The organism is Campylobacter rectus (genome assembly GCF_004803795.1).
Taxonomy (GTDB): domain Bacteria; phylum Campylobacterota; class Campylobacteria; order Campylobacterales; family Campylobacteraceae; genus Campylobacter_A; species Campylobacter_A rectus.
This window is the reverse complement of the sequence record NZ_CP012543.1, coordinates 599762-626019: the sequence shown is the minus strand read 5'-3', so window position 1 is coordinate 626019 and position 26258 is coordinate 599762. Positions and strand designations below refer to the sequence as shown.

Here is a 26258-nt window from a genome sequence, read left to right as displayed (position 1 = left end):
TAATATATTTGTTTAAAATTTTATGTCGAAATTTCAGCGTCTCGCAAGCCGCGGGGTTATATCATTATCAAATTTTAACGAGAAAGGGCAAAAAATGACGCAGTTTGACGCGAGAAATGTCAGCATGGTGATGGATCTTTACGAGCTTACGATGGCGGAGGGGTATTTTAAAAGCGGGAATCAGCCGCGCGTGGCGTTTGACGTTTTTTACCGCAAGGTGCCCGACGGCGGCGGTTTTGCGATATTTGTGGGGCTTGAGCAGATCATAGAATATGTAGAAAATTTACACTTTGACGAGAGCGATGTAGAGTATCTGCGCTCGTTAAATTTATTTAGCGAGGATTTTTTGGATTATCTGCGCAAATTTCGCTTTAGAGGCGATATATACGCCTTTGCCGAGGGTACGATCATCTATCCGCAAGAGCCTTTTATGACGGTCGTAGCCTCGCCTATCGACGCGCAGCTCATAGAGTCCGCGATCCTATCGCAGATAAACCACCAAAGCCTCATCGCGACCAAGGCTAGGCGCATCGTAAAGGCCGCGGACGGCAGGAGCGTGTTTGACTTCGGCGCTAGGCGCGCTCACAACCTGGATGCCGCGATCTACGGCGCGAGAGCGGCCTACATCGGCGGCGCGGACGGCACGGCGACGGTGCTGGCGGCTAAGGCCTTCGGCATACCGACGACCGGCACGATGGCGCACAGCTGGGTGATGTATTTCGGCGACGAATTTGAAGCCTTTAAACGCTACGCCCTGCTCTATCCGGACTCCGCTTCGCTACTCGTAGATACCTACGACGTGCTGCATAGCGGCGTGCCAAACGCAATAAAAACGGCAAAAGAGGTGCTAGAGCCGCTAGGTAAGCGCCTAAAAGCGGTCAGGCTAGACTCCGGCGACCTAGCGTATCTATCTAAAAAAACGCGCGCGATGCTGGATGCCGCCGGGCTACAAGACTGCAAGATCACAGTCTCAAACAGCCTGGATGAATACACCATCGCCTCGATCCTGGCTCAAGGCGGCCAAATAGACGGCTTTGGTGTGGGCGAGCGTCTGATAACCTCTAAGAGCAATCCGATTTTTAGCGGGGTTTATAAGCTAGTGGCAGTCGAAAACGGCGGCAAATTTAGCCCCCGTATCAAGCTATCTGAAGCCGTAGAAAAGATGACCAATCCCGGCATAAAAAAGGTCTGGCGCATCTACCAAAACGGTCAAGCCATAGCCGACCTCATCGCAAACGCGGACGAAACGCCCGATCTATCCAAACCGTACCGCTATATAGATCCCCAAAAGCCGTGGAAGGAGATGTATTTTGAGGGCTGCACGGCGCGGCAGCTACAAAATCTAGTCGTAAAAGACGGCAAACGCGTGAGCGAGAAAGTAAATTTAGCGCAAATCAGAGACTACGTAAAAGAGCAGCTCGAAAATGAAATTTGGCAGGAGGAGCAGCGCTTTGAAAACCCGCACAAACACTACGTCGATATGAGCGTGGACTACTACGAGATGAAGATGGGGCTTTTGCGCGATACGAAAAATAGATAAAACGGCGAGCCAAATTGGAAGCGAATCGGGTTGGGCGTTTGGCGGACGAGCAAAATTTATGCGATTTAAATTGACGGCGAGCCGCTTTGTTTGATCGTAAATTTGGCAAGCCGTTACCGATAAATTTGACACTACTTCAAATTTTACCCACTTAGTAGACCGATTTGACGCAACCTAAGCTTGGCGACCGAGCGCGTCATTGGACAAAAATAAAATTTAACGGCGAGCCGTTTGCCCGGTAATTAAATTTATCTTTTTTAAATTTGACGCTCAAAACGCTCGTTATTTGTTTCGCGGCGCGAATTTAAAGCCGTATAACCGCTAAAAGCGTGTTTTTATGCCGCTAAATACTCGCTTAAAGCGTCAAATTTACGCCGCCGATCCGCAAAAAATTTACGTAAAAAACCGATTTAAAGCGCCGATTAAATAAATTTAAAGCTACAACAAGAGATAATCTTTATCATAATTAATGCGGCGCATTCGATGAAAGGGTTAAATTTGATCTAGCCGCAAAGATAAATTTAGGAGACGAAAGTGAGCCAAGATACTATTTACTCCGTTTTTAAAGATAGGGTTTTAAAAGCTCCTAACGCGCTAGCCGTTTTTGACGAAAGACGCTCCTTAAGCGCAAAGGAGTTGGCAGCTCTTGCCGAAAGCATCGCGGCGAAAATCCCGTATGGAGCAAAAAGAATAGGCATCGTAATGGAACACGGGGTGCAGATGATAGGAGCCATACTGGCCGTACTTAAAAGAGGCTGCTCATATATTCCCGTCGAGCCGTTTTTCCCCGAGGAGAGGATAGAATTTATGATGAAAGACGCGGGCGCGGACGCCGTACTCGCGGATGCCAGACACAGTCAAAAGGTAGATAAATTTAATCTTATCGAGATCAACGATGACGTAGCGATGCTCGGCACAAACGACGAATGCGAAGCCGCCCCGGACGACGTCGCCTACGTCTTATACACGTCCGGTTCGACAAATTTACCCAAAGGTATCGCCGTTACGAACAAAAACGTCTGCGCTTACGCAAGAGCGTTTAAGAGCGAATTTAACATAAACGAAGCGGACACGATGCTTCAGCATTCGGTCTGTTCGTTTGACATCTTCGTAGAGGAGGTTTTCGCCTCGCTCTTAAACGGCGCGGCACTGGCGATCCCTTCAAATCAAACCAAATCGGATATCGGCGCTTTGATGAAATTCGTCCGAAAAAACAACGTAACGATAATAAGCGGCTTCCCGTATCTTTTGCTGGAGATAAACGGGCTGGCTAAAATCCCAAAATGCCTAAGGCTGCTAATCAGCGGAGGCGACGTTTTGCGCGCTAAATACGTGGATAAACTGCTAAATAAAATAGACGTCTATAACACCTACGGCCCCTCGGAGACCACCGTATGCGCCTCCTACTACCGCTGTAACGACGCGCCTGCGCTAAAAGACGGCACTTTTCCTATCGGAAAGGCGATTTTAGGCACGCGCATAGAGATATTAAACAAAAAAATGCAGCCCGTAAAAGAAGGCGAAACGGGCGAAATTTGCATAAGCGGAGAAGGGGTATCAGCAGGATACGTGGGCGATAGAAAGGCTGAAAACAGGGCTTTTATTAGGCGCGCGGACGGCTCGGTTATATATAGAAGCGGCGATCTGGGATATGTCTTGCCTGACGGAAATTTAGCCTTTTTGCGCAGAAAAGACACGCAAGTGATGATATTTGGCAAACGCGTAGAAACTACCGAAGTGGAAAACGTTTTATGCCGCTGCTCGCAGATCAAAAAAGCCGTCGTAAAAGCCTACGTCGATGAGAAAAATTTATCGTATCTGGTGGCCTACGTCGTCTTTAAAGAGCCGCATACGACTTTATCTACGCTTAAAAAAGAGATGGAGAGATTTTTACCGGGCTATATGATACCCGAGTTTTTTATCGCTATGAACGACATAAAAGTAAATCAAAACGGCAAAATAGACGCCAAGGCTCTGCCCGTCGTTTTAAAAGAGGGAAATTTAGATGCGAGGGAAGAGTAAAAAATATGAAAATAAAAATAATACAAGCTAAAATTTCAGACATCGACGAGCTGATGAAATGGAGGATGGAGACGCTAGAGCACGTATTTGAGCCTCAAAATGCCGAAAATTTGCAAGAGCTGTTTTTAGCAAATAAAAAATATTACGAAAGCTCTCTCGCAAACGGCTCTCACATCGCGTTATTTGCGCAAATAGGGCAAAATACCGTCGGTTGCGGCGACGTTTGTCTGTATAACGAAATGCCCTCGCCCGATAACCCAAACGGCAAATGCGCTTATTTGATGAATGTATATACAAAAAGCTCCCACCGCGGACAAGGAGTCGCCGCGGCCGTAGTAAAAGAGCTGATATCGCAAGCAAAAATGCGCAAGGCGGGTAAAATTTACCTCGAAACCTCATCTTTGGCAAAACCGTTATACTTAAAACTCGGCTTTGAAGATATGGGCGAATATATGATTTTAAAGAGAAAAGATGGATAAATTTATCAAATTTGACACAAACGGCAAACAAATATCTTTTTACGATTGCGGCGACAAAAACGCCGATATCGTTTATGTAAGCTCGTATATCGACTCGGCGGAAAAACTCCTATCCGAATGCAAAAAGCTCATTAAAAAGCCTTTTTCATTAATCAGCGTTTGCGGCATAAGGTGGGACGAGGAGCTCTCGCCCTGGCCTAGCGCTCCCATAGTGTCCAAAGACGACAGATTTACGGGCGAGGCCGGCGAATACGCTAAATTTTTAGCCGAGTATATATTGCCGCGAACCAAAACCGCATCAGAGCCTAAAAACCGCATCTTAGCGGGGTATTCGATGGCGGGACTTTTCGCCTTATACGCGCCTTACGTTACCGATAAATTTAATAAATTAGTTTCGGCTTCAGGCTCGACGTGGTATCCGGGTTTCGTTTCCTTCGTCTCGCATAGCGAATTTTTAAAAAAGCCCGAGGCGATATATTTGTCGCTAGGAGATCTTGAGAGCAAAAGCAAAAACGAATACCTGCAAGAAACGGAAAACAACACGAGGGAGCTTTATAAAATTTATGAAAAACGCGGGATAAAATGCACATTTGAGCTAAATAGCGGCAATCATTTTCAAGACGCTTTACACCGCTTAGCTAAGGGCATCGCTTGGGCGATCGAACCGAACAAGACCATTTAAGTAGATTTTATAAAAGATAAAACAATGGTGGGTTCACCAGGACTCGAACCTGGGACCATCCGGTTATGAGCCGGATGCTCTAACCAACTGAGCTATGAACCCACTAGTTGAAGTAAGGCTGTGATTATAGCAATGCAAAGCTTATTTAATGCTAAATTTGATTTAAAAACGCAAAAATGTATAATACGCCAAATTTAATCCAAGGCGAGAGATGAACGAAAATTTAAACGATTTCATAGATGCGTTTTTGTTAGACAGCAGCAAGCAGAGCGAAAAGGCGCTAATCGCAGCGCTAAAAAAGGCCGAGTTTTTGGCGCCGGTGCTCATAAATCAAGTTCTCGCAAAGCCCGGCGGCGGCGCAGTCTATGAAGAAGAGGGCTCAAATATCAAATTCGTCCTGCTAGAAGACGAGGAGAGCGGACTTAGCTATTTCCCGGCTTTTTCAAGCAGAGCCGAGATGATGAAGTGGCGAAACGACGCCGAGCAGGAGGCGATAAACTTGCGCCTAAAGGACTATGCCGCGATGCTAGATAGCGCCGAAGGCAAATACGCAGGCGTCGTGATAGACGCATTTTCGCATAGTTTGATTTTGGATTTGGCAAAGCTCAAAGCGATGTGCGCGGAGTGAAATTTGGCTCGATTTAGCATCGGCTTTGAGCGCGAGGCGCAGCTAAGGGTTATTTGGCGCAAACGAACGGACGTGCTTAAATGACCAAAACCGCAAGCTCGGCTCGGTAAAATTTAAAATTTGAGCCCAAATTTGCCGTTTTTGATTTTTCGGCGCATTTTTGGTCGAGTAAATTTTGATCGCCCGTGCGTTACCGAGCAAATTTGACTTTTTAAACGGCTTTAAATTTTAGGCTCAAGATAAGTTAAGCGGATTTTCTCTTATCATCTTTAGTAAAATATGATAGAAAGTTTTTGTATCTTTACTGTTATTATATCTAAATTCGCATTCCTTTAAATGAAGCAAGAAATTCTCTTTCTTAATGCCTTTAAATTTAGATAATCTGTGTTTAGCATATCCCCAGAAGTTTTCTATACCGTTTATATGATTTTTACCGTTAGCAAATTCATTCTTTGAATGTTTTACTCTATAATGAGCTTTGGCTCCGTAATCCACTAATCCATCATAAGCCTTCCAGCAATCAGAATATATAGTAGAGCTATCAAGCTCGCTATATTGCGATAATATAGGTATTAACTCACTAGCAGAGCAGTTTTTGACTATTTGAGTATAAACTTTGCCGTCTCTTTTAAGCATACCGAACACTGGAGTTTTATTTGCTGCTCCTCTACCTCTCTTACCTCTTACTCTTTTAGATCCGAAGTAGCTTTCGTCAATCTCTATCTCACCGCTAAACTTGCTAATTTTTTCACACTCGCTAGCCATTAAAATTCTGATATTTTTTAGAATTTTGTTGATGGAAATTCTAGAAATCCCGGTTAAATTTGCTATTTTAGTAGCCTCTATATCCTCTGTAAAATACTTGAGAATTTCTCTAAATTTCTTCTCTGAAATTCGGAAACGGACTATATACTTATTTTTCATCGACAGGATCATAGTTAAAAACTCCTTTGAAAGTTTTTAACTTATCTTGAGCCAAATTTTATTACGACGTAAATTTGACGATGACGCTGCTCGTAACCGCAAATTTTAAAATTTACCGCACGAGTCGGTGCGGCTTCGTTGAGAGATAAAATTTACGCCAAACGGCGAATTTAAGAGAAAAAATGGATAAATTTAGAGAAAAATATATCGCGCTTCAAAAGGCATTTTGGGATTCTGACGGCGGAGCGGCGAGCGTTGCGGCGCTGTATGAGTTCAAAGACGAGCTCGAAAAATGCGGCGAAAAAGAGGCAAAAGCCGTGCTGGTGGACGCTTACGAGCTACTAGGGCTTAAAAAGAGTGCCTGCGAGCTACTCGGCAAAATTTGCGGTCCGAAAGACAGAAAGCAGCTCAAAAAGCTCGGCTATCTGAAGCAGTATGCGGAAAACGGTGACGCGGACGCGATAAAGCGCCCTAAAACCGCAAGCAAAGCGACGCGTGCGAACGAAAAATCAAAAGACCTGCCTCATTTTCGCTACCACCCGAATCCCTTTAAAACGGGCGTGTTTAAAGACGATGTAAGCGTGATTTGCGAGTGCTGCGGGCAAGCGACGGACGCGTATTATTGCGGTAGCATTTACTGCGTGGCGGACGTGAACTACCTTTGCCCGCACTGCATCGCTAGCGGTGCGGCTGCGGCGAAATTTGACGCCGGCTTCATCCAGGACGCAGATCCTCTGCCGCCGGGCGCTGCGGACGCTCAGGGCAAAACCGAGGAGCTTTTTAAAAGGACGCCCGGGTATTTTAGCTGGCAAGGAGAGCGTTGGCTTGTTTGCTGCGACGATTACTGCGAGTTTTTAGGCGACGTGGGCACGAAGGAGCTGCAGGAGATGGGTATTGCCGAAGAGGTCTTTACCGAATACGCCCTGCGCGGCGAATTTGCGGTAGAGGATGCGCAGGGTTACCTCGTCGCAGGCGGCGATATGGCGGGCTATCTGTTTCGCTGCACCCGCTGCGGTAAATATAAAATTCAGGTCGATGCGAGCTAAATTTGAGGCTAAATTTGAAAAATTTTACTCGCCCAGACCCGCATCTTGAAAACGTAAAATTTAGTTTGTTAAAATTTGACGTTATTTTGCTTTTGTATTGATGGGTTTAAACTGCGCCATGCCTAGCGGTTGCAAACTCAGCAGTCTCTTCTTGCTTGCAAGCTGCTTTAAGCAGTAGCGAACGCAGTGAAGCTAAAGCAGAACTTCGCTTGGTTTTTAAATTTTGGCCGAGTCAAATTTGCAGATTTAGCCCCGTTGCAAATTTAAAATATGTAGCGCGGCGGCACACCGAACCAGTGCTTAATCAATATGCTTTTGCGTACTTGCACTATTTTATTAATTTCCTTATCGCATAGCTCTTGGCGAATCCATACGCTCCACTACCTAAATCAAATTTAAAATCTTCATTAAGCGAGATGTCGTAAATAGCACTCATCGCAGTTTTAAAATTTACATCATCCTCGACAAATAAAAAATACAAAAACTTTTTATTTTTATAAAAGACGATTACGGGACGATATCCGAATGCATAAATTGTATAGAAATATGATATTTCCTCTTTTTTTGTTTTTATATTATTTCCGGTAATAAAATTTTTATTAGTAATATATATGCATCGTCTTTTATAATTTAATATCTCGCAACACATAATGTAAAATAGAAAAATTGAAACGGCGGATATGACAATCATGGACAAGATACTGCCGTCTATGATATTAAACAAAACAAATAGCAAAAACACGTAAATAAACATCCTAACGGCAAAAAAATAATTTACATTTTGATAGCAATACAGAACCTTCTCATCATCATCAAGCCTGGCGCCTTTAGGCAAATCATAATCACTCAAATTTGAGCCTTTCGTTTTTAAATTTTAGCAGAGTAAATTTGTAAATTTAGTAGGGCATGGATAAATATTCCAGACGGATTGTGTGTAGTTTAAGTAGTTTTTGGCGGATACGACGGGAGCGGACTAGTCGTCCGTGACCCGAGTATCTTAGCCGAAAACTATTTGAAATCCAGCCGAGCCGGGGAATTTACTCCTCCTCGCCCGCATCAAACCCGAGCTCCAGCGTCTTTATCTCCCCTATCGCATTTCCAGCGATCCCCTTTATCGAGCCAAACATCTCGATCGCGTTGTCGCGCACCTTTTCGATCTGTTTTTCTCGGCTCTTCCAGATGCGTTTCATCGCGTTTTTCTCGCGCTCCAGCTCCTCGCTCATCGCAGAAAAACCCTCCACGATAGCCTCGATGCGCATCTTAAACTCGTTGCTAACCAGATACGAGTAGAGCATCTCCATCTTGTTTGAGCGATTTTGCGCGGAGTTCCTAGCGAAATTTAGCTCCACGACGCCCTGCCTTAGCACGAAACAAAGCGCCTTAAACTCCTCGTAGTTGCACACCCATACGCCATCCACCAGCCCCATGCGCTCTAGCTCCCGCGGCCGCGCCTCGCTAACTAGCACCCCGACGTCAGCGCCCGATGCGCGCATATCGGCCTTAAATTTTTCTATCCATTCGTTTGAGAAATTTTTCGTGCGTTTGCTCTCGTAGTAAATTTTGCCGCAGTTTTGCACCTCGCGGGTATTTACGATCTGCATCACGTCCGCGCCGTTTGCCCCCTTTTTGACCTCGTCTATGGTGTCAAATACGAACTTCTCGCGTAGCCACGCTTCGATGGCGAGCTCTTGCGTCTCGCCTTGTAGCTGCTCGCTGCCCTGCTCTATGCGCCTTTGTGCCTCGTTTAGCTGCTTTTTTAGTGCTTCTAGCTGCTCGTCTTTTTGCTTAAATTTTAACTCGTTTTGCTCGGCCAAAGCCTTGCCCAGCCGCTCTTTTTCCTCATTTAGGCGCTTGCTTAGCTCTGCCTCGGTTTTAGCCATCAGCGCGCTTTCAAACTCGCTCTTTTCGCGTTTTAGCTTTTCTATCTCAAGCGTCTTTAAATTTAGTTCGTTTATCTGCTTTGACTTGGCTTCAAGCTCGGTTTTTAGGGCGTTTACTATATTTAAATTTTCGCTCTCGATTTTTGCTTTTATCTCGTTTTCAAGCTCGGTTTTTTTAGCGTTTAGGGCTGCGGCAAATTTAGCGTCAAATTCTTTTTCCTTCGCGTTTAAAGCGTCTAAATGCGCCTTGTATTCGGCCCTTTTAATCTCGATCTCTTTATCAAATTCTCGCCTAGCCGCCGCCATTTTTTGCTTCATTTCAAGCTCAAGCTCGGTTTTTAGAGCCAAATTTACATCGACTTCAGCGCCGCAGTTACCGCATTTTACGCTACTTTGCATTTACAGCCTCGTTTTCATTTTTTCAAATTCGTCCTGCACGGTGGCCGAGTTTGGCTCGTTGCTCATCTTGTCTATCGCGTCGCCGTAGAGGCTGGTTAGATAAATCACGACGCAAGAAACCGCAAAGCCAGGCAATATCTCGTAAACGTAAGAGCTTAGCCCAAGCGCTATCCACGCGATCACCGTCGCTCCGCCCGTTATCATACCCAGCAAGGCCGCTAGCGCGCTCATCCTACGCCAATAAAGGCTAAAAAGCAGCACCGGCCCAAAGCTCGCGCCAAAGCCAGCCCACGCGTAGCCCACGACGTTTAGCACGCTTTCGTTAAAGCTAAAAGCAAGCGCGGTAGCCACCAGTGCGACGGCCACGACGGCGTATCTGCCCGCGGCGACCTGAGCTTTTTGCGAGATTTCTTTTTTATAAAAGGCAAACACGAAGTCCTGAGTCACCGAGCTTGCGCTAACCAAAAGCTGGCTAGAGATCGTGCTCATGATAGCTGAAAGCACGGCTGAGATGATGATACCCACGAAAAACGGATGAAACAGCGTTTCGCCAAGTTGCAAAAAGACCTTCTCGGGGTCTGCTAGAGGCAAATTTAACTCGCTGTAATACACAAAGCCGATAAGTCCGCTCATCATCGCCCCGGCAAGCCCGATCGCCATCCAGCCGATACCGATACGACGCGCCTGGGCTAACTCCTTTGAGCTTCGTATCGCCATAAATCTAACTATGATGTGCGGCTGCCCGAAGTAGCCAAGCCCCCATGCCATGAGCCCCAAGATGCTTAAAAAAGTCTGATCGTAAAAGACGTTTAGGTGGTTTTTGCCGTATTTCGCCACCTCGCTCCAAAATGTAGCGCCGTCCGGTAAATTTAGATTACAAAACGCGACGACGGGCACGGCGACTAGAACCAAAAACATCAGCGCGCCCTGAAACGCGTCCGTGATACAAACCGCGCGAAAACCGCCGAAAAACGTGTAAAAAACGACGATAGCCAGCGTAAAGATCGCGCCGAATTTAAAATCTAATCCAAAAAAGCTTTCAAAGCTCTTGCCGCCCGCGATTATGCCGCTACTCACATATAGCGTGAAAAATATCAAAATCAAAAGACCCGAAACTATGCGTAAAATTTTAGTCTCGTCCTTGAAGCGATTTTGTAAAAAATCGGGGATCGTGATGCTATCGCTGGCAACCTCGGTATAAACGCGCAGGCGCTTTGCTAAAAACAGATAGTTGCAATACGCGCCGATAACAAGCCCCAAAACCATCCAAATCGTAGCAAGCCCCGTGGCGTAAAGCGCGCCCGGCACGCCAAGCAGCATCCAGCCGCTCATATCGCTAGCTCCGGCGCTTAGCGCGGTTACGACCGGCCCTAGGCGGCGATTATCGAGCAGGTACTCGCCCATATTGGCGTTTTTGTTATAAGCATATCGCCCCACGAAAAGCAAAAATCCAAAATACAGCGCGATCGCGATATAGCGAGCGTAATCCATTAAATTTCCCTCGTTTTTTAAATTTAAGTTACGATAATATGATAAATTTGTTTAAAAGATAATTTTTTCGCGTAAAAAAGGTTAAATTTATATTTTTTTTCGTATTATTAACCCTTATTACACTTTTAAGGTTTAAAAAATGCTAAACGAAAAATTTTTCAGAGTTCTGTTTTTCGTCGTCATCGTTTCCGCGGGCGTTTACTATTTTTATCCGACGGAGTTAAACGAGGCGCAACGTCTAGCTTACCTTAAAAGCTACGGCGTGACGCTGGGGCTCACTATCGGCGGCACGGCTATCGGCGTGACTCTGGGCTTTATTTTGGCGTTTTTAAAGTTTTTAAATATCAAAATTTTAAGCTTTCTCATCGACGAGTACGTCGATATCCTGCGCGGAACGCCGATTATTTTGCAACTTCTTATATTTTCGGTCGTGATTTTCGCGACTTGGAGCGATAACTTTTACGTCGCCTTGATCGCGCTTGGGCTAAACAGCTCCGCATACGTCGCAGAGATCGTGCGTAGCGGCATAAATAGCGTCGATAAAGGGCAAATGGAAGCCGCAAGGGCGATGGGCCTAAACTACTACGTCTCGATGCGAGAGGTGGTGTTTCCGCAAGCGACTAAAAACATCTTGCCTGCGCTTGCGAACGAATTTATCTCACTGTTTAAAGAAACTTCGGTCGTAGGCTACATCAGCGTTATCGACATCACGATGCAAAGCAAGAGCCTGCAAGCGGTGTTTTATAGCCCCGAGCCAGTCATTTTCACGGGTATAGTTTATTATGTCAGCGTGAAGTTCTTTACGTTTTTGGTTAAAATTTTAGAGAGGAGACTAAATCGCCATGATTGAGATTAGAAATTTGAGTAAAAATTACGGCGATTTGCGCGTCTTAGACGATATCAGCGTAGATATCAGGCAAGGCGAAATCATCGCTATCATAGGCCCTAGCGGCGGCGGCAAGAGCACGTTTTTGCGCTGCATAAACCGTCTAGAGGAGCCAAGCGGCGGACACATCAAGATAAACGGCGAGGATATAACGGATAAAAAAACGGATATAAATAAAATCCGTCAAAAAGTAAGTATGGTTTTTCAGCACTTTAATCTTTTTGCAAACAAAAACGTCTTGCAAAATTTAACCCTAGCGCCGATAAAAGCAGGAATTTTGGATAAGCAAAACGCCGAAAAAAGAGCCGACGAGCTGCTAAAAAGCGTGGGTCTAAGCGATAAAAAATACGCCTTCCCGCATAAGCTCTCAGGCGGCCAAAAACAGCGTATAGCAATCGCCAGAAGCCTCGCGATGAATCCCGAGGTTATACTCTTTGACGAGCCGACCAGCGCGCTAGATCCCGAGATGATCGGCGAGGTGCTAGACATCATGAAGGACGTCGCGGCAAAAGGCATCACGATGCTAGTCGTTACGCACGAGATGGGTTTTGCTAAAAACGTGGCAAATAGGATATTTTTTATGCACGGCGGTAAAATAGCCGTGGACGACACGCCTAAAAACGTCTTTGAAAACCCTAGCAATCAGCGTTTGCAGGATTTTCTAGGTAAAATTTTAAACCACTAAAAGGAGGTCAAAATGTCACAAAACATCGTTGCGGCTTTGTCCGCCGGCAAATTTAAAAAACTTTTCGTTTTCGCAGTCACCGCTTTGATGCTTTCAGGTTGCGGTCAAAGCTCGAATGAAAAAGCGAGCAAAGACGCCGCAGTAAAAAACGAGGCGGCCCCCGTAGCGGTACAACAAACGATAAGAGTTGGTTCGAGCGCGGACTACCCGCCGTTTGAGTATATCGACGAGCACAACAAGATCGTAGGCTTTGAAATCGATATGATAGAGGCCGTCGGCAAGAAGATCGGCGTCAAATTCGACATACAAAATATGAGCTTTGACGGGCTGATCCCAGCTCTAAAAACGGGCAAGATAGACGCCGCGTTAAGCGGTATGAGCGCGACCGAGGAGAGAAGAAAATCGGTCGATTTTACGAAGCCTTATTATTTTTCGGATAATCTTTTCATCCGCAAAAAAGGAGCCGACGTAAATGCGACCAATATGCATCTCAAAAAAATAAGCGCGCAAGTAGGCACCCTGCAAGAGACCGCGGCTAAATCCATCTGCGGCGACCTGGCCGTGCCGGCTGAAAACGTAGCGGCTGCGATTTTAGCGCTAAAAGCGGGTAAGATAGACATCGTGCTGACCGATAGTCCGATCGGCTACGAGTATCTAAAGCAAAACTCGGATTTGGAGGAGTTTTTAAAGCTTCCCGACGGCACCGAGGGCTTTGCCGTCGCGTTTGATAAGGGCAAGCACTTAGAGCTAATCGGAAAGATAGATGCCGCGATAGAGGAGCTCAAAAAGAGCGGCGAATTTGACAAGATGATGGAAAAATACGGCTTAAAGTAAATTTACGAGCCCGCACAAAGACGCGGGCTAAATTTAAAACCAAATAAAGGAGAGAAAATGAAAAAGATTTTTACGCTGCTTTTAGCGGCTCTAGCTACGCTTGGCGCCGCCGAGCTAAAGATCGGTACCGCCGCCAACTATCCGCCGTTTGAGTATGTGGATGAGCAAAACAAGATCACCGGCTTTGATATGGATCTGGTAGCAGAGCTCGCTAAACGCGCGGGTTTTGAGTACAAGATCGTAAATATGAGCTTTGACGGCCTAATCCCAGCTCTAAAAACCGGCAAGATCGACGCCGTAGCAAGCGCGATGAGCGCGACCGACGATAGACGAAAGTCGATTGATTTCACACAGGCTTACTACGCGACCGAAAATATCTATTTGCGCGCTAAAGGCAACGACGCTATCGCGAGCAAAGAGGCCCTAAACGGCAAAAGAGTAGGCGTGCAGCAAGGCACAGTCCAAGAGATCGCCGCTAACGCTATCGCAGGCGCTAAAGTGGTGCCCGCAGAAGAGCCCGTACCTCTCATCATGGGCTTAAAAAAAGGCAAGATAGACGCTTTGGTATTAGATAGCTCGATCGGCTACGGCTTTTTAAAGAAAAATCCCGAGATTGAAGAGTTTTATAAAGAAGCCGACGGCAGCGAGGGCTTTTCCATAGCGTTTGACAAAGGCAAGCAAGCAGGTCTGATCGCTAAAATAAACGCCGCGCTTGACGATATGAAAAAAGACGGCAGCTACGATAAACTGCTAGAAAAATACGATCTGAAATAATGAAAAAAAGCGCATTTTTTACCCTGCTTAAATTTTGCGCTTTAGCCTTGCTGTCGGTAAATTTGCAGGCCCGGTTTACCGACATGCAAATCACGCAGACAACCAAATCCAAACGCGAAAAAGTCACTAAACAAGTTCTTTTTTTAGAAAAAATTTTAGACTACGATACCTTTGTCTTTAGGCTAAACGCCGCCGTGATCGCTCCTTGCAAGCTCGCAAACGTTAAATTTTACGATGGCGCAAAATGCGTAAAAAACAAAAAAGAGCTGGAAAATTTCAGTAAATCCTACGACAAAGAGATCAAAAAGATATTTCGTCCAGGGCGCAACTACTACGTGCTCACGCTAAAAAATCTAGGCGATAGATGGCTGTGCGAAATAAGCGATAAAAGCAGAATTTTAAACAAAACCCTAGTCAAAAACGGCCTTGTCTCGCCTACGAGCAAAGAGTATCAAAAAATCGAGGTCAAAGAGGATTGGGCGAAGAAAAATCACTCGCAAATTTACGAGTGCCTAACCGGCAAAAAGCTAGAAGAACCGAAGAAAAAACCTAAAAAAGCCGAAAATAACGCCACCAAAAACGCTCAAACCGAGCAAGACTCTTTAGGCTCACAACCTACGCAAACGCAGCCGCAAACTCCGCCGTCTATGCCGATGGAGTCGCAAGGAAACGGCCCCGTAAATTTAAAGGAGCTAGGCGTTGAGTTCGGCAAGGATTTTGGCGACAAATAAATTCGCCTAAAGATAAATTTAACAAAACCGCTCAAGGCAAAACAATGAAAAATCCCAAAAAAAATATCCTAATCATCGCAGGCAGCGACAGCATCGGGGGTGCAGGCATACAAGCCGACATAAAAACCTGCGAGGCCTACGGCTGCTACAGCGCGACTGCGATCACGGCTCTAACCGCGCAAAACACGAGCGGCGTGAGCGCGGTAATGCCCGTAACGCCCGAGTTTTTAAACGCGCAACTAGAGGCCGTCTGCGCCGAGCTAAAATTTGACGCCGTAAAGATCGGTATGCTCTTTAACGAACAGCTCATAGCCTGCGTAAAAGCCTGGCTGGAGCAAAACCGAGGCATAAGCGCCGTGATAGATCCCGTCTGCGTGGCGAAATCAGGCGCAAAGCTACTGCAAGACGGCGCCATAAACGCGCTAAAAGAGCTTTTGAGTCTAGCCCGCATCGCGACGCCGAATTTAGACGAAGCGCGCATTTTGGGGTTAAATTTTGACGGCGAGAGGTTAAATTTAGGCGCGGATCTGCCCTGCGACATCGTGCTAAAACGTACGCAAACGAGCGAGATTTGCGAGGATACGCTTTATCAAAAAAGCGGCGAGATAGTTAAATTCGGCGAACCGCTAGAGCGTCCCACGATCATGCACGGCGCTGGTTGTAGCTTCGCCACGGCTATCGCCTGCGCTCTAGCGTGTGGGGCAGACGAGATAACGGCGATCAAGCACGCCAAAGCCTTCGTCGCAAACGCGATCAAAAACGCTCACGGCTCAAATTTCGGCGTGCGGCTGTTAGATCACAAAGCCGCGGGCGCAAACCGTGGCTAAAATTTACGCTATCACGGACGACATCCTAACGCCCGAAAATAGCGTGGTCGAGCAAACTCGCGAGCTGCTAGAGTGCGGAGTGAAGTTTTTACAGTACCGCACCAAGCTTGAGCCAAAAAACGAGCGCGTAGCGACTGCTCTAAAAGAGCTTTGCGAGAGCTACGGCGCGAGATTTATCGTAAACGACGACGTAAAATTTGCCGCCAAAATAGGCGCAAACGCCGTGCACATCGGCAAAGACGACGGCGGAGTAAAGGCCGCTCGCAAGATACTAGGCGATGACGCTTTCATCGGCGTTAGCTGCTATGATAATCTAAATTTAGCGCTAAAGGCGCAGGATGAGGGCGCCTCTTACGCGGCATTTGGCGCCGTGTTTGCGAGCCCAACCAAACCAAACGCCTCGCTTTGTAAATTTGAAACGATAATGCGCGCAAAGGAAATTTTACGTATCCCCATTTGCGTGATCGGCGGCATAAACGTAGCAAATATCGCCCAAATCGCCGCGCTAAACCCAGACTACATCGCCGTTATCTCAGCGCTCTACCAGCCCGCATCCATAAAAGAAAATCTGCGAAATTTGCAAGCGTTTTTGTAAAAATACGCTAAATTTGCGTCGCTAAACCGCGCAAATACTCCGCTCAAATTTAAGCCAAGTTCGCTAAAATTTACCCTGTTGGAGTTTAAAACGCCGAAAAGCTGGCCGAGCTAAACAAGAAAAACGCGGGCTAAAATTTACTCCGATGGAGTTTGAAACAGCGTATTTGCAAGCTTGAGGTGGCGCTTGCCGACAGTTAAAATTTGCTCGATTAAAAAGGAGAAAAATGAAAACTCATCCTAGCCCACCCAGACATCCAAAACTCGGTCATAAACAAACGCCTGCTGCAAGAGGCCCTCAAAGAGCCGCAGCGCTTTAGCGTTTATGATTTGACGCAGGTTTATGGGGGCAAAAGTATCGACGCCGCGCGCGAGCAAGAGCTCATCAGAGCCCACGACGCCCTTGCTTTGCAGTTTCCGCTTCACAACTTCTCCTGCCCTCCGATTTTAAAATCATGGATCGACGCGGTGATGACGCACGGCTTTGCCTACGGACGCGGTTCGGACGGCATAGCGGGACGCAAGGTGGCGCTAGCCGTGACCGCAGGCATCAAAAAGAGCGACTACTGCCCGCAAGGACGCTATCATTTTAGCTTGCGTGAGGTTCTTACACCGTTTGAGCTTGCGTTTAAATACTATTTTCGCGCCGATTACCGCGATTTTTTCGCATTTTACGGCGCAGAGGAGACTCCGGGCGTGGACTACGTATCAAGCCAGGACGATTTAGAGCGCGGCGCTAGAGAATACGCGGAGTTTTTGCGAAATTTAGGCTAAATTTGACGGTCGCAGTTAGCCTTGCCGTGCGTAAATTTGCCTCGCTTAAATCACGAAGGTCGGGCTAAATTTAAGCTTTATCGCCGTTATTTCCGCGATTTACCGCCCGGCAAAATTTGCAAGGTTTTTTGTGAAATGCAGTAAATTCGCGCCAAATCCTTACTGCGAGAGCTTATCTTATCCTATCCGCCTAAAAAGACGACCGAGACGGCGTTTGTATCTTTTGCCTAAATTTAAGGCGACTTTACTTGAATTTTGATCTCCGCACTCTAAATTTAGATGCGTAAAAAGCGACCAAAAGCCGTGATTTATGCTTGATTTGCATTGCGGCAAGTCTAAATTTAGCCCTGCAAAATACAACCAAAAACGGCAAATTTAAGCAAAGCTCGTATGCAGCGGATCAAATTTATCTCGCTTGCACGGCAAAAACCGCGCCAAACGCTAATCTTTTTTATAAAACACGTTAAAGCAGACTCCGCCGAGCAAGATTATCAAGCCGGCAATCCCCGCAAAAGGCGAAAACCAAAAATCCATCGTCCCTGCATAGAGCAAAACAAGTCCCGCGCAAAGGCTAATCGCGATATCCGCGATAAAGCTAACGCCTCTCTCAAAAAAGCCTTGCGATTTTTTCGCCGTCAGATTTTTACTGAGATTTCGTATTTCTAAAACCTTGAAATTTTCGTATTTCACGCTCGCTTCGTCGCCGTTTGCTAGCTCCAGGGCGCGCTTTTTAGGGCTGCTACCCCACAAAAACGTATCGCCGATAGTGACGCTAAAATAGTTTTTCTCTTTCGTCTCAAAAACCCGCAGGTTGCGCACCGCGCCGCTAACCTTGCCGTTTGCCTTGGGCTCTTTTACGGCGCCGAGCACCAGCCTAACGCGTAAGCCCAAAAACGCCTCGCGGTGATATTTAAACCAAGCAAAGGCAAGAGAGCCGAAACCAAAAACAAGTAGCAAATCGCTAAAAAGCGGTTGCCGTCCACCAAATCCCGAGAAAATCGCCCAAACGCCGGCCGCGCCAAATAGCAAAAACAGCACGAAAAACAGAGCCGCAAAAAAAGAGCTAGGCTCGTAGGCGTACCAGGCTGCGGAGTTTAAAGAGCGGTTTTTTAGCCCCAAAACTCGCTCTTTTTTATCGCAAACAACCAGCGTTTCGTCGCCGCCATTTACCGGCAAGAGCGGACTTTGCAGCGTGCGGATGTTTAAAATTTGCCCATCCAAGCTAAAGCTGTAATCAAATCCGCTTTTGTCTTTATAAACGCACTCAAGCGAATTTACGCGGCCGCCGAGCAGTTTTAGGCCGTTTTGCGTTATCATCAAAAAGATCCGCTTAAATTTGGAGTCATTTTATAAATCCATCTCATTTAAAAATTTTCTTAAAACTAGATACGCCTGAACCGTGCCGCTTAAGCTCCTGTTTTCGCTCCAGTATATGTGCAAAAAGGGTAGCGATAAAAATAAGCAAACAACAAAGGCAAACAAGGCCGCCATGCCTGCAAATTCGGACAAATACTTGCTTAGATAAATGATAGGTATCGCAAAAATCGCGCCTAAAATTTTACCCGGAACGATATCAAAGATCGCCGCCCAAGATAGTATAAAGTGCGCGCGCCAAGCGTAGTTTTTGAGCCACTTGCCCGAGGTTAAGTTTTTAAAATTCCAAACCTCGTTTTTCGCGTCACAGGCGATAGCTAGGCAGTCGTTTTCGCGAGGCACGAGGCAATCTTTGAGGTTTTTAACGTTAAATTTCGAGCCCGCGATCTCAAAAGCGCACTCGTCCGTAGCCGCATTCCACCTCACGTTTTTTACCTCGCCCACTAAGACCTGAAACTCGCGCGAATCTCGCATCTAAATTTTCTCCAAAGTTTTTGTAAATTCGTAAAAATTAACGCCGCGCAAATTTGAGCTGGGCAAAACCCGCGCGAGCGCGTAAATTCGACCGCGCGCAAAAAAAGCGCAAGCGGAGGCTTTAAGCCTGACGACCGAATTTGCCTGGGCGCTAGCAGAATTTAGCAAATTTACGCCGTAAAGATAGCCGTAAAGTCCGCCGGGCAAAAGCTCGCAAGCCGCAAAATGCCATCAGGAGAGAGCTAAATTTATCCGTAAAAAGCGGTCAAATTTGAGCAAAAGCAAATTATGCGCCGCTCGATAAATTTACCCAAAAATCGACCCAAATTTAAGCCTAGCAATTTCCGACGCGTCAAATTTGAGCCAAGTAATCTAAATTTACATGAGACGCGAAGCCGTTCGCTAAAAGACAAAAGCGCGGACGGTCAAATTTGACGGATCGCCTGGCCGAAAAAAACAAATTTACCGCGTCGCCAGCCCGTCTAGCTCGTTCGCCAGCGCGTTTACTTTCGATTCGTCCATGCCGTTGCGCTCGACGTCGCTCACGACGATATCCTCCCACGTCTTGGCAAACTCAGTCTGCGATAGTCCGAGGCCGCCCTCGCCCTTTGGCAACATACCGCTGATCACCAGCGCGCGGAAGCACACGTGGCGGTCGCCCTTGTAGGCTTTGCACTGCTCTAGCGAGTTTTTAAACTCGGCTCCCAGGTGCTGCGTGACCTTGTCGTCCGGGTACTTTTCCGCCGCGCGAGCTATGTCAAGTGCGGCTTCGTAGTACTCCGATATGGCTTTAAACTCGTCGTTTTTGGCAGCGTACTCGAGTAGTTCGCCAGCCCTTTTGCTATCTCTTGGCGCGCCTAGACCGGTAACGTAGAGTAGCCCCAGGTCTCCGCACGCGTCTCTTAGGCCTTCGTCGCAGTATTTTTTGCGAAGCTCGAATTCCTCTTTAAATTTACCGCTTTCAAAATAGTTGTTCGCGCCCGCGACGGAGTTGTACTCGCGCAGTACCTTTGCGTACTGCTCGGGGCTATATGGCTTTGCCTGCGCGCAAACGGCGCAAAGAGCAAACAAGGCTGCGGCTAAAATTTTATTCATTTCTTTTCCTTTTTGGTTTTAAATTTTTTAATAGTTTTTTTGATAGCCTTTAGCAGATAGGCGACGTCTTTTTGCGTGTGCGAATAGTGCAGGCTCACGCGCACCCAGCCGGGCTTTTGATCAAATTTCTGATCGTCTTTTAGCCCGAGCAAGTCGTGTCCGTATGGGCCGGCGCATGCGCACCCGGCGCGAGTCTGCACGCCGTAGTCCTTGCTCAGCGCTTCGGCAAAATCATACGGCGAAACGCCTTTTACGTTAAACGCAAAAATCGGCAGCCTCGGCACTGCGCGCGGGCAGTAACTCACGACCTCGGGGATCTTATCCAGCCCCTCGCAAAATAGCCTTGCAAGTTCATCCTCGCGGCTTTTTATGACGTCTAGGCCGACCTCGTTTCGCAGCCTGTATGCTAACGCGGCTCTTATGAGCCCCATCACGTGCTGGGTGCCGCCCTCCTCGGTGCGCTCTACGCTTGGCGCGAAAAAATGCGAGCTGCGACTCACGTAACTAACCGTCCCGCCCGCAGCGAAGGTCGGTTTGTCCGACTTTACCAGCTCTTTTTTTATCGCGAGCAGTCCGCAGCTACCCACGCCTCCTAAAAGCTTATGCGGCGAGAGAAATAGCGCATCGAAGTAGTCCGCGTCGAGGTTATCATGCGAGCTGAAGCTAGCCGCGTCAAAGGCCACGGTCGCACCGTATCGCTTCATCATCACGTAGATTTTTTTATAGTCGCTGATTATCCCCGTGACGTTTGACGCCGCACTAAAAGAGCCGATGATCTCGCGCTTTGAGTTGATTTTGAGCAGTTGATCTAGCCTGCCGAAATTTATCTCTCCGCTCTTGCTTAGCGGTATGCGCACGACCTCGCACAGCCCCTCGCGCAGGCTGATTTCATTTGAGTGGTGCTCGTAGGGCGAGATGATGACGAGGGGCAAATTTGCGCCCTTTAGCCTCTCTTCGCCTAGGCGGTTTGCGCTCATAGGCGGCAGGTAAAGCCCCACAATTTCCTCAAATTTCTTTATCGCCCCGGTCGCGCCGCAGCCTGCAGAGATCAGATAAAATCGCTCGTCAAGCCCGAGCGCGTCTTTTAGTCTCTGCCTTGCTTTTTCGTAGCGTTTTTGCGTCTTTAGCGCGTTTGAGGCGCTTTCGGAGTGCGTGTTGGCGTAGGTTTTTAGGTATTTTGCGATCCTGCGCTCGATAGGCGCGTAGGCTAGGCCCGAGGCCGTGTAGTCAAAGTAGCGCACGCCTTTTTTTAAAATAATATTTTTTCTGATTTCGTCGATGCTAACCAAAATTTTTCCTTACAAAAAAAAGAAATTATAACCAAAGTTGTGCTAAAATGGGCTAAAAAGGAGCAAAAATCTACGCCTTAAAATCAAGCTTCGCGCGCTTTAAGCACCTTGATATCTTGCAGCTTATTTACTTTCATCTAGTCTTTGACGCGCTAAAATTTGAGGCGAATTATTACGATATTTTCGAGGCGATCGAAAAGGAAATTTTAGATAAATTTGAGCTTTTACGGATGAGATTTTACGTTGATTGCCCCTTTGCGGACGAGCTAAAATTCTCGCTTTGCAAATTCGCCAAAAACGACCGCAAAAAATTTACGCTCGGTAAATTCTTCCCTCGTCCTCTTGTCTTAAAAATTTACGCCGCCGCGATAAACTCAGGGCTAGTCAGCATCGAAAAGACGCTGGAAAAACCGCGCGTAAAAGATAAACGCCAAAGAGCCAAAAAAGGCGCGGGACGTGAGCTGGCGCAGGATAAATTTATATTTAACGACAATTTTACTAGATTTTGGTTTTATTTCATCGAGCCGAATTTTGCCCTTTTAAAAAACGGCGAAAAGGCCGAGCTGATAGAGATTATTAGACGTGAGTTCGACTCGTACGCGGGCTTTGGCTTTGAGCTGCTTTGCCGCGAGCTTTTGGCCTTTAGGCTAGGTATCGAGCCCGCGCGGGTGCGAAGCCTGTGGGCAAAAAATATCGAGATAGATATATTTTTAAACATTGATGGACGCATCGTCGTCGGAGAAGCTAAATTTAAAGAGCATAAAATTTGCAAAAACGTGGTAAATTTACTCCTTAAAAAATGCGAGCGACTAGGCTTTGAGCCCGATGCCGTCGCGCTATTTTCCAAAAGCGGCTTTAGCAACGAAGTGCGCCGCCTAAAAAACGACCGAATTTTACTTTTTGATTTAGAAAATTTCGAGGAGCTTTTATGACCCAGATCGATAAAACCAGCGTCCAAGACGGACTAAAAAGCCTGATCGAGCAGACCTATCTGATAGAGCGCGAGTATAAAAACCTAACCGCGTCGTATGCGAATTTGCAAGGCTTCATCAAAGATATCGTGGAAATTTTGCCCAATGCGATCTGGGTTTTGGACGAGGCGGGCGAGATATTTTTACAAAACTCAGAAGCCCTAAAACTCGGGCAAATTTTAAAATTTATCCCGCAAGAGGGAGGCGAGATAAGCGCTGCGGGGCAAATCTACCTCATCAAAATCGCCCAAAAAGAGGGTAAAAAAATCATCTCCGCAACCGACATAACGACCGAAAAACGCACCGAGCGCCTAGCCTCGATGGGTCAGGTCGCCGCCCACCTCGCCCACGAGATACGCAACCCCGTGGGCTCGATCTCGCTGCTAGCCTCCACGCTGATAAAAAAAGCGGGCAACCACGATCGCCCCGTCGTCGAGCAGATGCAAAAGGCCATCTGGCGCGTCGAGCGCATCATCAAGGCCACATTGCTTTTCACCAAAGGCCTCACGATAAACGCGCGCGAATTTAACCTGGCCGAGCTAAAAGGCGAGTGCGAAGCGGCGATAGAGTGCTACACCTACGGCAAGGAGATCAAATTTAGCCTAAATTTCCCCGACCTGCTCTATGTGGGCGACCGCGATCTGCTCGCGATGGTGTTTCAAAATATGCTGTTTAACGCAATCGATGCGGTCGAGGAAAACGAGGACGACGAGGGCTGGGTGCGCATAGACTACGAGCGGTGCGGCGACGAGCATAAATTTGCCGTGACCGATAGCGGCGTGCCGATCAAAAACCAAGCCATGGTCTTTGAGCCGTTTAAAACGAGCAAACTAAAGGGCAACGGCCTTGGGCTGCACCTGTGCCTGCAGATCGTCCAAGCCCACGGCGGCAGTATCGAGATCGAGCTTGAGCCAAAGAGCTTTTGCGTAAATTTGCCCGCAAAGACGCGCGGCTAGGCGGCAAATTTGATGAAATTTGACATTTTAGCACAGTTTATTGCTTTAGAGCTCGGGCGCGCAAAGCGAGCCAAAAAGCCGCGACGAGCACGAAAAAGCGCAGCCAAAAAGTCGCAAAAGAGAGTTTTTAGACGTGCGGGCTCTACTGGAGTTTAGCGCCGAATTGAGCTCGGACGAGAGGATTTACGCAGCGCCTACGAGCCTTTTGGGATATGCGAACTACCGCATAGCAAGCGACTGCAGATCGCGCGACCGCGCGCTCCGGCTAAAGCCGGAAGTCTGCGGCAAGACATCAAGACTCTCGGAAAGCAACGTCATCGTCAAAAGGCGGGTAAATAAAATTTACCGCGAAAATTTAGGGCGATGCGGTTTGAGATTTCGCTCGGTGGCAGGCGATTTGGCTTCGGCGAGCCGAGCAAACGGATACAAAAAATAACCAAAAAAGGAAAGAAAATGAAATTTGACGCAAAAATTTTAGAGGATTTGGCGGAGTGGTTTGAGGGGCTAAAGGAGATTAAATTTAGCGAAATTTTGGATGCGACGGATAAATTTGAGCGCGGCGCTGGGGCTGACGACGGCTCGCATAAAAAGGGCGGCGAATCTAACGCGGTAAATCAAAACGAGCGAAATTTGGCGGCAAATTTAAAAGAAAAACGCAGCGAAAATTTAGCAAGCGGCGCGGCGAATAAATTTGCAAATATCGCATTTATCAGCGTGGATATGATAGAGGGATTTTGCAGCACCGGGCCGCTAGCTAGCCCGCGAGTGGGCGCGATCGCGGACGGCGTAGTGCAGACTTTTAGCGCGGCTTACGTAGCCGGCGTGAGAAATCTCGTGCTACTCGAGGATAGCCACGAGGCAAACTGCGCGGAGTTTGACGCATTTCCGCCGCACGCTATCAAAGGCACCGATGGCGCAAATACGATACCTCAACTGCGCAAACTGCCGTTTTTTGACGAGCTAAAAATCTTTCGCAAAAATTCCCTTAGCGCGGCTTACTGCACCGAATTTAACGAATTTATAGCGCAAAATCCGCACATAAACACCTTTGTGGTGCTTGGCGACTGCACCGATCTGTGCGTCTATCAGCTAGTCTCGCACCTAAAGCTTAGCGCAAACGAGGCAAATATCAGGCGCAGAGTCGTCGTGCCAGCAAGCCTCGTCGCCACCTACGACGCGCCTGGGCACGAGGGGGACTTTTATCACGCGATGTTTTTGCGGCATATGCAAACGGGCCTTGGCGCGCAGGTCGTACGAGGGATTAAATTTTAGCGCCGATTTTATAAAAGGCGCGACCGGTAAATTTAGGCGGCTAGCGGCGTCAAATTTGAGCCCAAGCGCTAAATTTAAGACGTTTGGCGGCGCGTAAATTTGCCCTACGTATCGCTGCGAGTTTGTAAAAAATCTTTGGGATGATAAATTTGCACGCCCTTAGCCTCCGTCTGCGCGGCGGCGATGACGGCAGCCGCGATATCCTTCGCGCTCATCGGGCGGTAGTTCGTTAAGATAAACTTCGGCAAAAGCCCAAACAGCCAAATCATAAAGAGCTCGCCGATACGCACCTGCTCGCGCTCGCTTTTTATCGCAGGCAACCGCGCGATTTGCACGCTCTCGTATTTTAGCGCGACGATCTTTTTCTCCGCCTTGCCCTTTGCGCGCAGATAAAAAAATCTCGACCGCTCGTCCGCGCCCTGCGACGAAATAAGCGCGAAACGGCGCGCGCCCGATGCGATGCCCCATTTTGCGATATTTACGGGGTAGCTCACGTCCACTTTATAAAACTGCCGCGGCTACCGGCTTGCTTCATCGTCGTGCCCAGCGCGCAAAATATCTCGTCTATCTCGCGCGGCGGCATGTTTTTTACGTCGCTAAAATTTACGATCTGCGTCTCTAGCTTTTCGTGGCTAAATTTTAGCTCCCTGCGCGCCCAAACGATGATTTTGTCGTAGTTTTCATTCTAGCAAAGTCCGCGAACGATCTCGCGTCCTACCGCTCCCGTGGCACCCACGACCAAAGCAGTTTTACCCATTTTCGTTCCTTAAATTTCTTTAAATTTTAACACGCTTTACGGTCAAATTTAGCTCAGGCGCTGCGTTACTCAAATTTCACGCTTCGTCGCGCTACGCGTTAAATGCAAAAATTTAGCGTTTGCCCGCGTAGTCAAATCGCGGAGCTTGCAGACTAAACTCGAAGTTGTTTCGATCCACCGCGCCCACGCACTCGTCGCTATCGTAAAGCGTAAGCAGAAATTCCGCCATCTCTTCGCTTGAATGATAGCGCTTAAAAGCTGCGTCGTAGTCGTAGCCTGCATCGTCCGTCGCCACGGGACCGAACTCCGTCCTAGTAGCGGCGGGCGCTAGAACTTTAGCCTGCTTTTTGACCTCTTTATCCTGCGCCAACTCTCGGTGCAAGCCCTCCGTAAAGGCGCTTACGAAAAACTTGCTCGCGCAGTAGGTGACGGCGTTTGGCACCATGCTGTAGCCGCCCGCGGAGGAGATATTGATGAGCTGGGCGGGCTTGCGCTTGTAGTCGCGCACAAAGAGATGGCTTAACAGCGTAAGCGAGATGATATTAAGCTCCAGCATCTGCAAGACTTTGGATAGATCGCGCTCGCCGACCGCGCCGTAATCTCCAAAGCCCGCGTTATTTATGAGCGCCTTTAGCTCGTAGCTTTTTAACTCGTCCCAAAGTGTCAGGACGTTCTCGCTATTCGCAAGGTCGCAAATTTTAATCACGACGTCCGATTTGGGCGCGATCTGCGCGATCTCGTCCTTTAAGCTTTGCAGAAGCTCCGCTCTGCGCGCGATTAGGATCAAATTTTCTCCGCGCCTCGCAAATGCCTTTGCCGCAGCCGCTCCGATACCCGAACTTGCGCCGGTGATGACGATATATTTTTTTCATTT

At 47.6% G+C, this 26258-nt stretch carries 28 protein-coding genes and 1 tRNA gene; 18 read left to right on the top strand and 11 right to left on the bottom strand.

Going from position 1 to position 26258, the window contains the following annotated elements:
• The first annotated feature begins 94 nt into the window (after positions 1–94).
• The 4 genes from CRECT_RS03075 to CRECT_RS03060 all read left to right on the top strand — a co-directional run bounded on the left by CRECT_RS03075 (position 95) and on the right by CRECT_RS03060 (position 4723).
• On the top strand, positions 95–1540 hold the full coding sequence (locus CRECT_RS03075) for a nicotinate phosphoribosyltransferase (protein ID WP_171992664.1): 1446 nt from the start codon (positions 95–97) through the stop codon (positions 1538–1540).
• 534 nt (positions 1541–2074) lie between these two features.
• Positions 2075–3562 (top strand): amino acid adenylation domain-containing protein, encoded by a 1488-nt coding sequence (locus CRECT_RS03070; protein ID WP_002946187.1) that lies wholly within the window; start codon positions 2075–2077, stop codon positions 3560–3562.
• Between the two features lie 5 nt (positions 3563–3567).
• Positions 3568–4041 (top strand): GNAT family N-acetyltransferase, encoded by a 474-nt coding sequence (locus CRECT_RS03065; RefSeq protein WP_002946190.1) that lies wholly within the window; start codon positions 3568–3570, stop codon positions 4039–4041.
• The gene (locus tag CRECT_RS03060) at positions 4034–4723 is read left to right on the top strand and encodes an alpha/beta hydrolase (protein WP_002946184.1); all 690 of its coding nucleotides are present in this window, start codon (positions 4034–4036) and stop codon (positions 4721–4723) included. Before CRECT_RS03065 ends, CRECT_RS03060 begins: the two co-directional genes overlap by 8 nt.
• Positions 4724–4748: 25 nt before the next feature.
• On the opposite strand, the gene CRECT_RS03055 is transcribed toward CRECT_RS03060, so the two are convergent.
• Positions 4749–4825, bottom strand: a tRNA-Ile gene (locus tag CRECT_RS03055).
• Positions 4826–4934: 109 nt separating this feature from the next.
• Here CRECT_RS03055 and CRECT_RS03050 point away from each other — a divergent pair.
• The gene (locus CRECT_RS03050) at positions 4935–5351 is read left to right on the top strand and encodes an SseB family protein (RefSeq protein ID WP_002946186.1); all 417 of its coding nucleotides are present in this window, start codon (positions 4935–4937) and stop codon (positions 5349–5351) included.
• A gap of 234 nt (positions 5352–5585) precedes the next feature.
• Here CRECT_RS03050 and CRECT_RS03045 read toward each other — a convergent pair whose 3' ends face one another.
• A complete protein-coding gene (locus CRECT_RS03045; RefSeq protein WP_039888879.1) occupies positions 5586–6287 on the bottom strand; it encodes an IS1595 family transposase in 702 nt (233 codons plus the stop codon).
• A 170-nt stretch (positions 6288–6457) separates the two neighbouring features.
• Here CRECT_RS03045 and CRECT_RS03040 point away from each other — a divergent pair, with 170 nt between their 5' ends.
• Positions 6458–7321: a CbrC family protein gene (locus CRECT_RS03040; protein ID WP_004319274.1), complete on the top strand. Its 864-nt coding sequence runs from the start codon at positions 6458–6460 to the stop codon at positions 7319–7321.
• Positions 7322–7649: 328 nt separating this feature from the next.
• Here CRECT_RS03040 and CRECT_RS03035 read toward each other — a convergent pair whose 3' ends face one another.
• From CRECT_RS03035 to putP, 3 genes are all read right to left on the bottom strand, one after another.
• A complete protein-coding gene (locus CRECT_RS03035; protein ID WP_004319144.1) occupies positions 7650–8171 on the bottom strand; it encodes a hypothetical protein in 522 nt (173 codons plus the stop codon).
• A 187-nt stretch (positions 8172–8358) separates the two neighbouring features.
• Positions 8359–9600 carry a DUF2130 domain-containing protein gene (locus CRECT_RS03030; RefSeq protein WP_004319237.1) on the bottom strand — a complete coding sequence of 414 codons (1242 nt, stop codon included), beginning with the start codon at positions 9598–9600 and terminating at the stop codon, positions 8359–8361.
• Positions 9601–11091, bottom strand: coding sequence for a sodium/proline symporter PutP (gene putP, locus CRECT_RS03025; RefSeq protein WP_004319239.1), 1491 nt, complete (start codon positions 11089–11091; stop codon positions 9601–9603).
• A gap of 139 nt (positions 11092–11230) precedes the next feature.
• Between putP and CRECT_RS03020 the strand changes: the two genes are divergently transcribed.
• From CRECT_RS03020 to CRECT_RS02985, 8 genes are all read left to right on the top strand, one after another.
• Positions 11231–11941 (top strand): amino acid ABC transporter permease, encoded by a 711-nt coding sequence (locus tag CRECT_RS03020; protein ID WP_004319290.1) that lies wholly within the window; start codon positions 11231–11233, stop codon positions 11939–11941.
• Positions 11934–12662 carry an amino acid ABC transporter ATP-binding protein gene (locus CRECT_RS03015; protein WP_004319232.1) on the top strand — a complete coding sequence of 243 codons (729 nt, stop codon included), beginning with the start codon at positions 11934–11936 and terminating at the stop codon, positions 12660–12662. The genes CRECT_RS03020 and CRECT_RS03015 overlap by 8 nt, the downstream gene beginning before the upstream one ends.
• 12 nt (positions 12663–12674) lie before the next feature.
• Positions 12675–13496: a transporter substrate-binding domain-containing protein gene (locus CRECT_RS03010; RefSeq protein WP_004319151.1), complete on the top strand. Its 822-nt coding sequence runs from the start codon at positions 12675–12677 to the stop codon at positions 13494–13496.
• Positions 13497–13553: 57 nt separating this feature from the next.
• The gene (locus CRECT_RS03005) at positions 13554–14270 is read left to right on the top strand and encodes a basic amino acid ABC transporter substrate-binding protein (protein ID WP_004319326.1); all 717 of its coding nucleotides are present in this window, start codon (positions 13554–13556) and stop codon (positions 14268–14270) included.
• Entirely contained in the window at positions 14270–15001 is a 732-nt protein-coding gene (locus CRECT_RS03000) for a hypothetical protein (RefSeq protein WP_004319305.1), read from the top strand. The genes CRECT_RS03005 and CRECT_RS03000 overlap by 1 nt, the downstream gene beginning before the upstream one ends.
• A gap of 44 nt (positions 15002–15045) precedes the next feature.
• The gene (locus CRECT_RS02995; protein WP_004319334.1) at positions 15046–15828 is read left to right on the top strand and encodes a hydroxymethylpyrimidine/phosphomethylpyrimidine kinase; all 783 of its coding nucleotides are present in this window, start codon (positions 15046–15048) and stop codon (positions 15826–15828) included.
• Positions 15821–16423, top strand: coding sequence for a thiamine phosphate synthase (thiE, locus tag CRECT_RS02990; protein ID WP_004319207.1), 603 nt, complete (start codon positions 15821–15823; stop codon positions 16421–16423). Before CRECT_RS02995 ends, thiE begins: the two co-directional genes overlap by 8 nt.
• A 236-nt stretch (positions 16424–16659) precedes the next feature.
• Complete coding sequence (locus tag CRECT_RS02985) at positions 16660–17196, top strand: NAD(P)H-dependent oxidoreductase (protein WP_081451660.1); 537 nt, start codon at positions 16660–16662, stop codon at positions 17194–17196.
• 441 nt (positions 17197–17637) lie between these two features.
• On the opposite strand, the gene CRECT_RS12475 is transcribed toward CRECT_RS02985, so the two are convergent.
• The 4 genes from CRECT_RS12475 to CRECT_RS02965 form a co-directional block, all read right to left on the bottom strand.
• Positions 17638–18516: a hypothetical protein gene (locus CRECT_RS12475; RefSeq protein ID WP_227932177.1), complete on the bottom strand. Its 879-nt coding sequence runs from the start codon at positions 18514–18516 to the stop codon at positions 17638–17640.
• A gap of 27 nt (positions 18517–18543) precedes the next feature.
• Positions 18544–19044 carry a hypothetical protein gene (locus CRECT_RS02975; protein WP_004319279.1) on the bottom strand — a complete coding sequence of 167 codons (501 nt, stop codon included), beginning with the start codon at positions 19042–19044 and terminating at the stop codon, positions 18544–18546.
• Positions 19045–19506: 462 nt separating this feature from the next.
• A complete protein-coding gene (locus CRECT_RS02970; protein ID WP_004319268.1) occupies positions 19507–20139 on the bottom strand; it encodes an SEL1-like repeat protein in 633 nt (210 codons plus the stop codon).
• Positions 20136–21428: an aminotransferase class V-fold PLP-dependent enzyme gene (locus tag CRECT_RS02965; RefSeq protein WP_004319331.1), complete on the bottom strand. Its 1293-nt coding sequence runs from the start codon at positions 21426–21428 to the stop codon at positions 20136–20138. The genes CRECT_RS02970 and CRECT_RS02965 overlap by 4 nt, the downstream gene beginning before the upstream one ends.
• Positions 21429–21544: 116 nt before the next feature.
• Between CRECT_RS02965 and CRECT_RS02960 the strand changes: the two genes are divergently transcribed.
• From CRECT_RS02960 to CRECT_RS02940, 4 genes are all read left to right on the top strand, one after another.
• Positions 21545–22360, top strand: coding sequence for a DUF234 domain-containing protein (locus CRECT_RS02960; RefSeq protein WP_004319316.1), 816 nt, complete (start codon positions 21545–21547; stop codon positions 22358–22360).
• A complete protein-coding gene (locus CRECT_RS02955; RefSeq protein ID WP_004319247.1) occupies positions 22357–23355 on the top strand; it encodes a sensor histidine kinase in 999 nt (332 codons plus the stop codon). Before CRECT_RS02960 ends, CRECT_RS02955 begins: the two co-directional genes overlap by 4 nt.
• 133 nt (positions 23356–23488) lie before the next feature.
• Entirely contained in the window at positions 23489–23791 is a 303-nt protein-coding gene (locus CRECT_RS02950) for a hypothetical protein (RefSeq protein WP_004319191.1), read from the top strand.
• A 17-nt stretch (positions 23792–23808) separates the two neighbouring features.
• A complete protein-coding gene (locus tag CRECT_RS02940) occupies positions 23809–24627 on the top strand; it encodes a cysteine hydrolase family protein (RefSeq protein ID WP_004319298.1) in 819 nt (272 codons plus the stop codon).
• A 104-nt stretch (positions 24628–24731) separates the two neighbouring features.
• On the opposite strand, the gene CRECT_RS12470 is transcribed toward CRECT_RS02940, so the two are convergent.
• Together CRECT_RS12470 and CRECT_RS02930 are read right to left on the bottom strand one after the other, a co-directional pair.
• Positions 24732–25121 (bottom strand): Rossmann-fold NAD(P)-binding domain-containing protein, encoded by a 390-nt coding sequence (locus CRECT_RS12470; RefSeq protein ID WP_227932175.1) that lies wholly within the window; start codon positions 25119–25121, stop codon positions 24732–24734.
• 375 nt (positions 25122–25496) lie between these two features.
• On the bottom strand, positions 25497–26237 hold the full coding sequence (locus CRECT_RS02930; protein ID WP_227932338.1) for an SDR family NAD(P)-dependent oxidoreductase: 741 nt from the start codon (positions 26235–26237) through the stop codon (positions 25497–25499).
• Between the last annotated feature and the right edge of the window lie 21 nt (positions 26238–26258).

Bases quoted from the DNA above. Each gene is read 5' to 3' on its own strand.
- CRECT_RS03075 (WP_171992664.1), top strand. From the start codon at position 95: ATGACGCAGTTTGACGCGAGAAATGTCAGCATGGTGATGGATCTTTAC.
- CRECT_RS03065 (WP_002946190.1), top strand. From the start codon at position 3,568: ATGAAAATAAAAATAATACAAGCTAAAATTTCAGACATCGACGAGCTG.
- CRECT_RS03060 (WP_002946184.1), top strand. From the start codon at position 4,034: ATGGATAAATTTATCAAATTTGACACAAACGGCAAACAAATATCTTTT.
- CRECT_RS03050 (WP_002946186.1), top strand. From the start codon at position 4,935: ATGAACGAAAATTTAAACGATTTCATAGATGCGTTTTTGTTAGACAGC.
- CRECT_RS03045 (WP_039888879.1), bottom strand. From the start codon at position 6,287: ATGATCCTGTCGATGAAAAATAAGTATATAGTCCGTTTCCGAATTTCA.
- CRECT_RS03040 (WP_004319274.1), top strand. From the start codon at position 6,458: ATGGATAAATTTAGAGAAAAATATATCGCGCTTCAAAAGGCATTTTGG.
- CRECT_RS03030 (WP_004319237.1), bottom strand. From the start codon at position 9,600: ATGCAAAGTAGCGTAAAATGCGGTAACTGCGGCGCTGAAGTCGATGTA.
- putP (WP_004319239.1), bottom strand. From the start codon at position 11,091: ATGGATTACGCTCGCTATATCGCGATCGCGCTGTATTTTGGATTTTTG.
- CRECT_RS03020 (WP_004319290.1), top strand. From the start codon at position 11,231: ATGCTAAACGAAAAATTTTTCAGAGTTCTGTTTTTCGTCGTCATCGTT.
- CRECT_RS03015 (WP_004319232.1), top strand. From the start codon at position 11,934: ATGATTGAGATTAGAAATTTGAGTAAAAATTACGGCGATTTGCGCGTC.
- CRECT_RS03010 (WP_004319151.1), top strand. From the start codon at position 12,675: ATGTCACAAAACATCGTTGCGGCTTTGTCCGCCGGCAAATTTAAAAAA.
- CRECT_RS03005 (WP_004319326.1), top strand. From the start codon at position 13,554: ATGAAAAAGATTTTTACGCTGCTTTTAGCGGCTCTAGCTACGCTTGGC.
- CRECT_RS03000 (WP_004319305.1), top strand. From the start codon at position 14,270: ATGAAAAAAAGCGCATTTTTTACCCTGCTTAAATTTTGCGCTTTAGCC.
- CRECT_RS02995 (WP_004319334.1), top strand. From the start codon at position 15,046: ATGAAAAATCCCAAAAAAAATATCCTAATCATCGCAGGCAGCGACAGC.
- CRECT_RS02975 (WP_004319279.1), bottom strand. From the start codon at position 19,044: ATGCGAGATTCGCGCGAGTTTCAGGTCTTAGTGGGCGAGGTAAAAAAC.
- CRECT_RS02970 (WP_004319268.1), bottom strand. From the start codon at position 20,139: ATGAATAAAATTTTAGCCGCAGCCTTGTTTGCTCTTTGCGCCGTTTGC.
- CRECT_RS02955 (WP_004319247.1), top strand. From the start codon at position 22,357: ATGACCCAGATCGATAAAACCAGCGTCCAAGACGGACTAAAAAGCCTG.
- CRECT_RS02940 (WP_004319298.1), top strand. From the start codon at position 23,809: ATGAAATTTGACGCAAAAATTTTAGAGGATTTGGCGGAGTGGTTTGAG.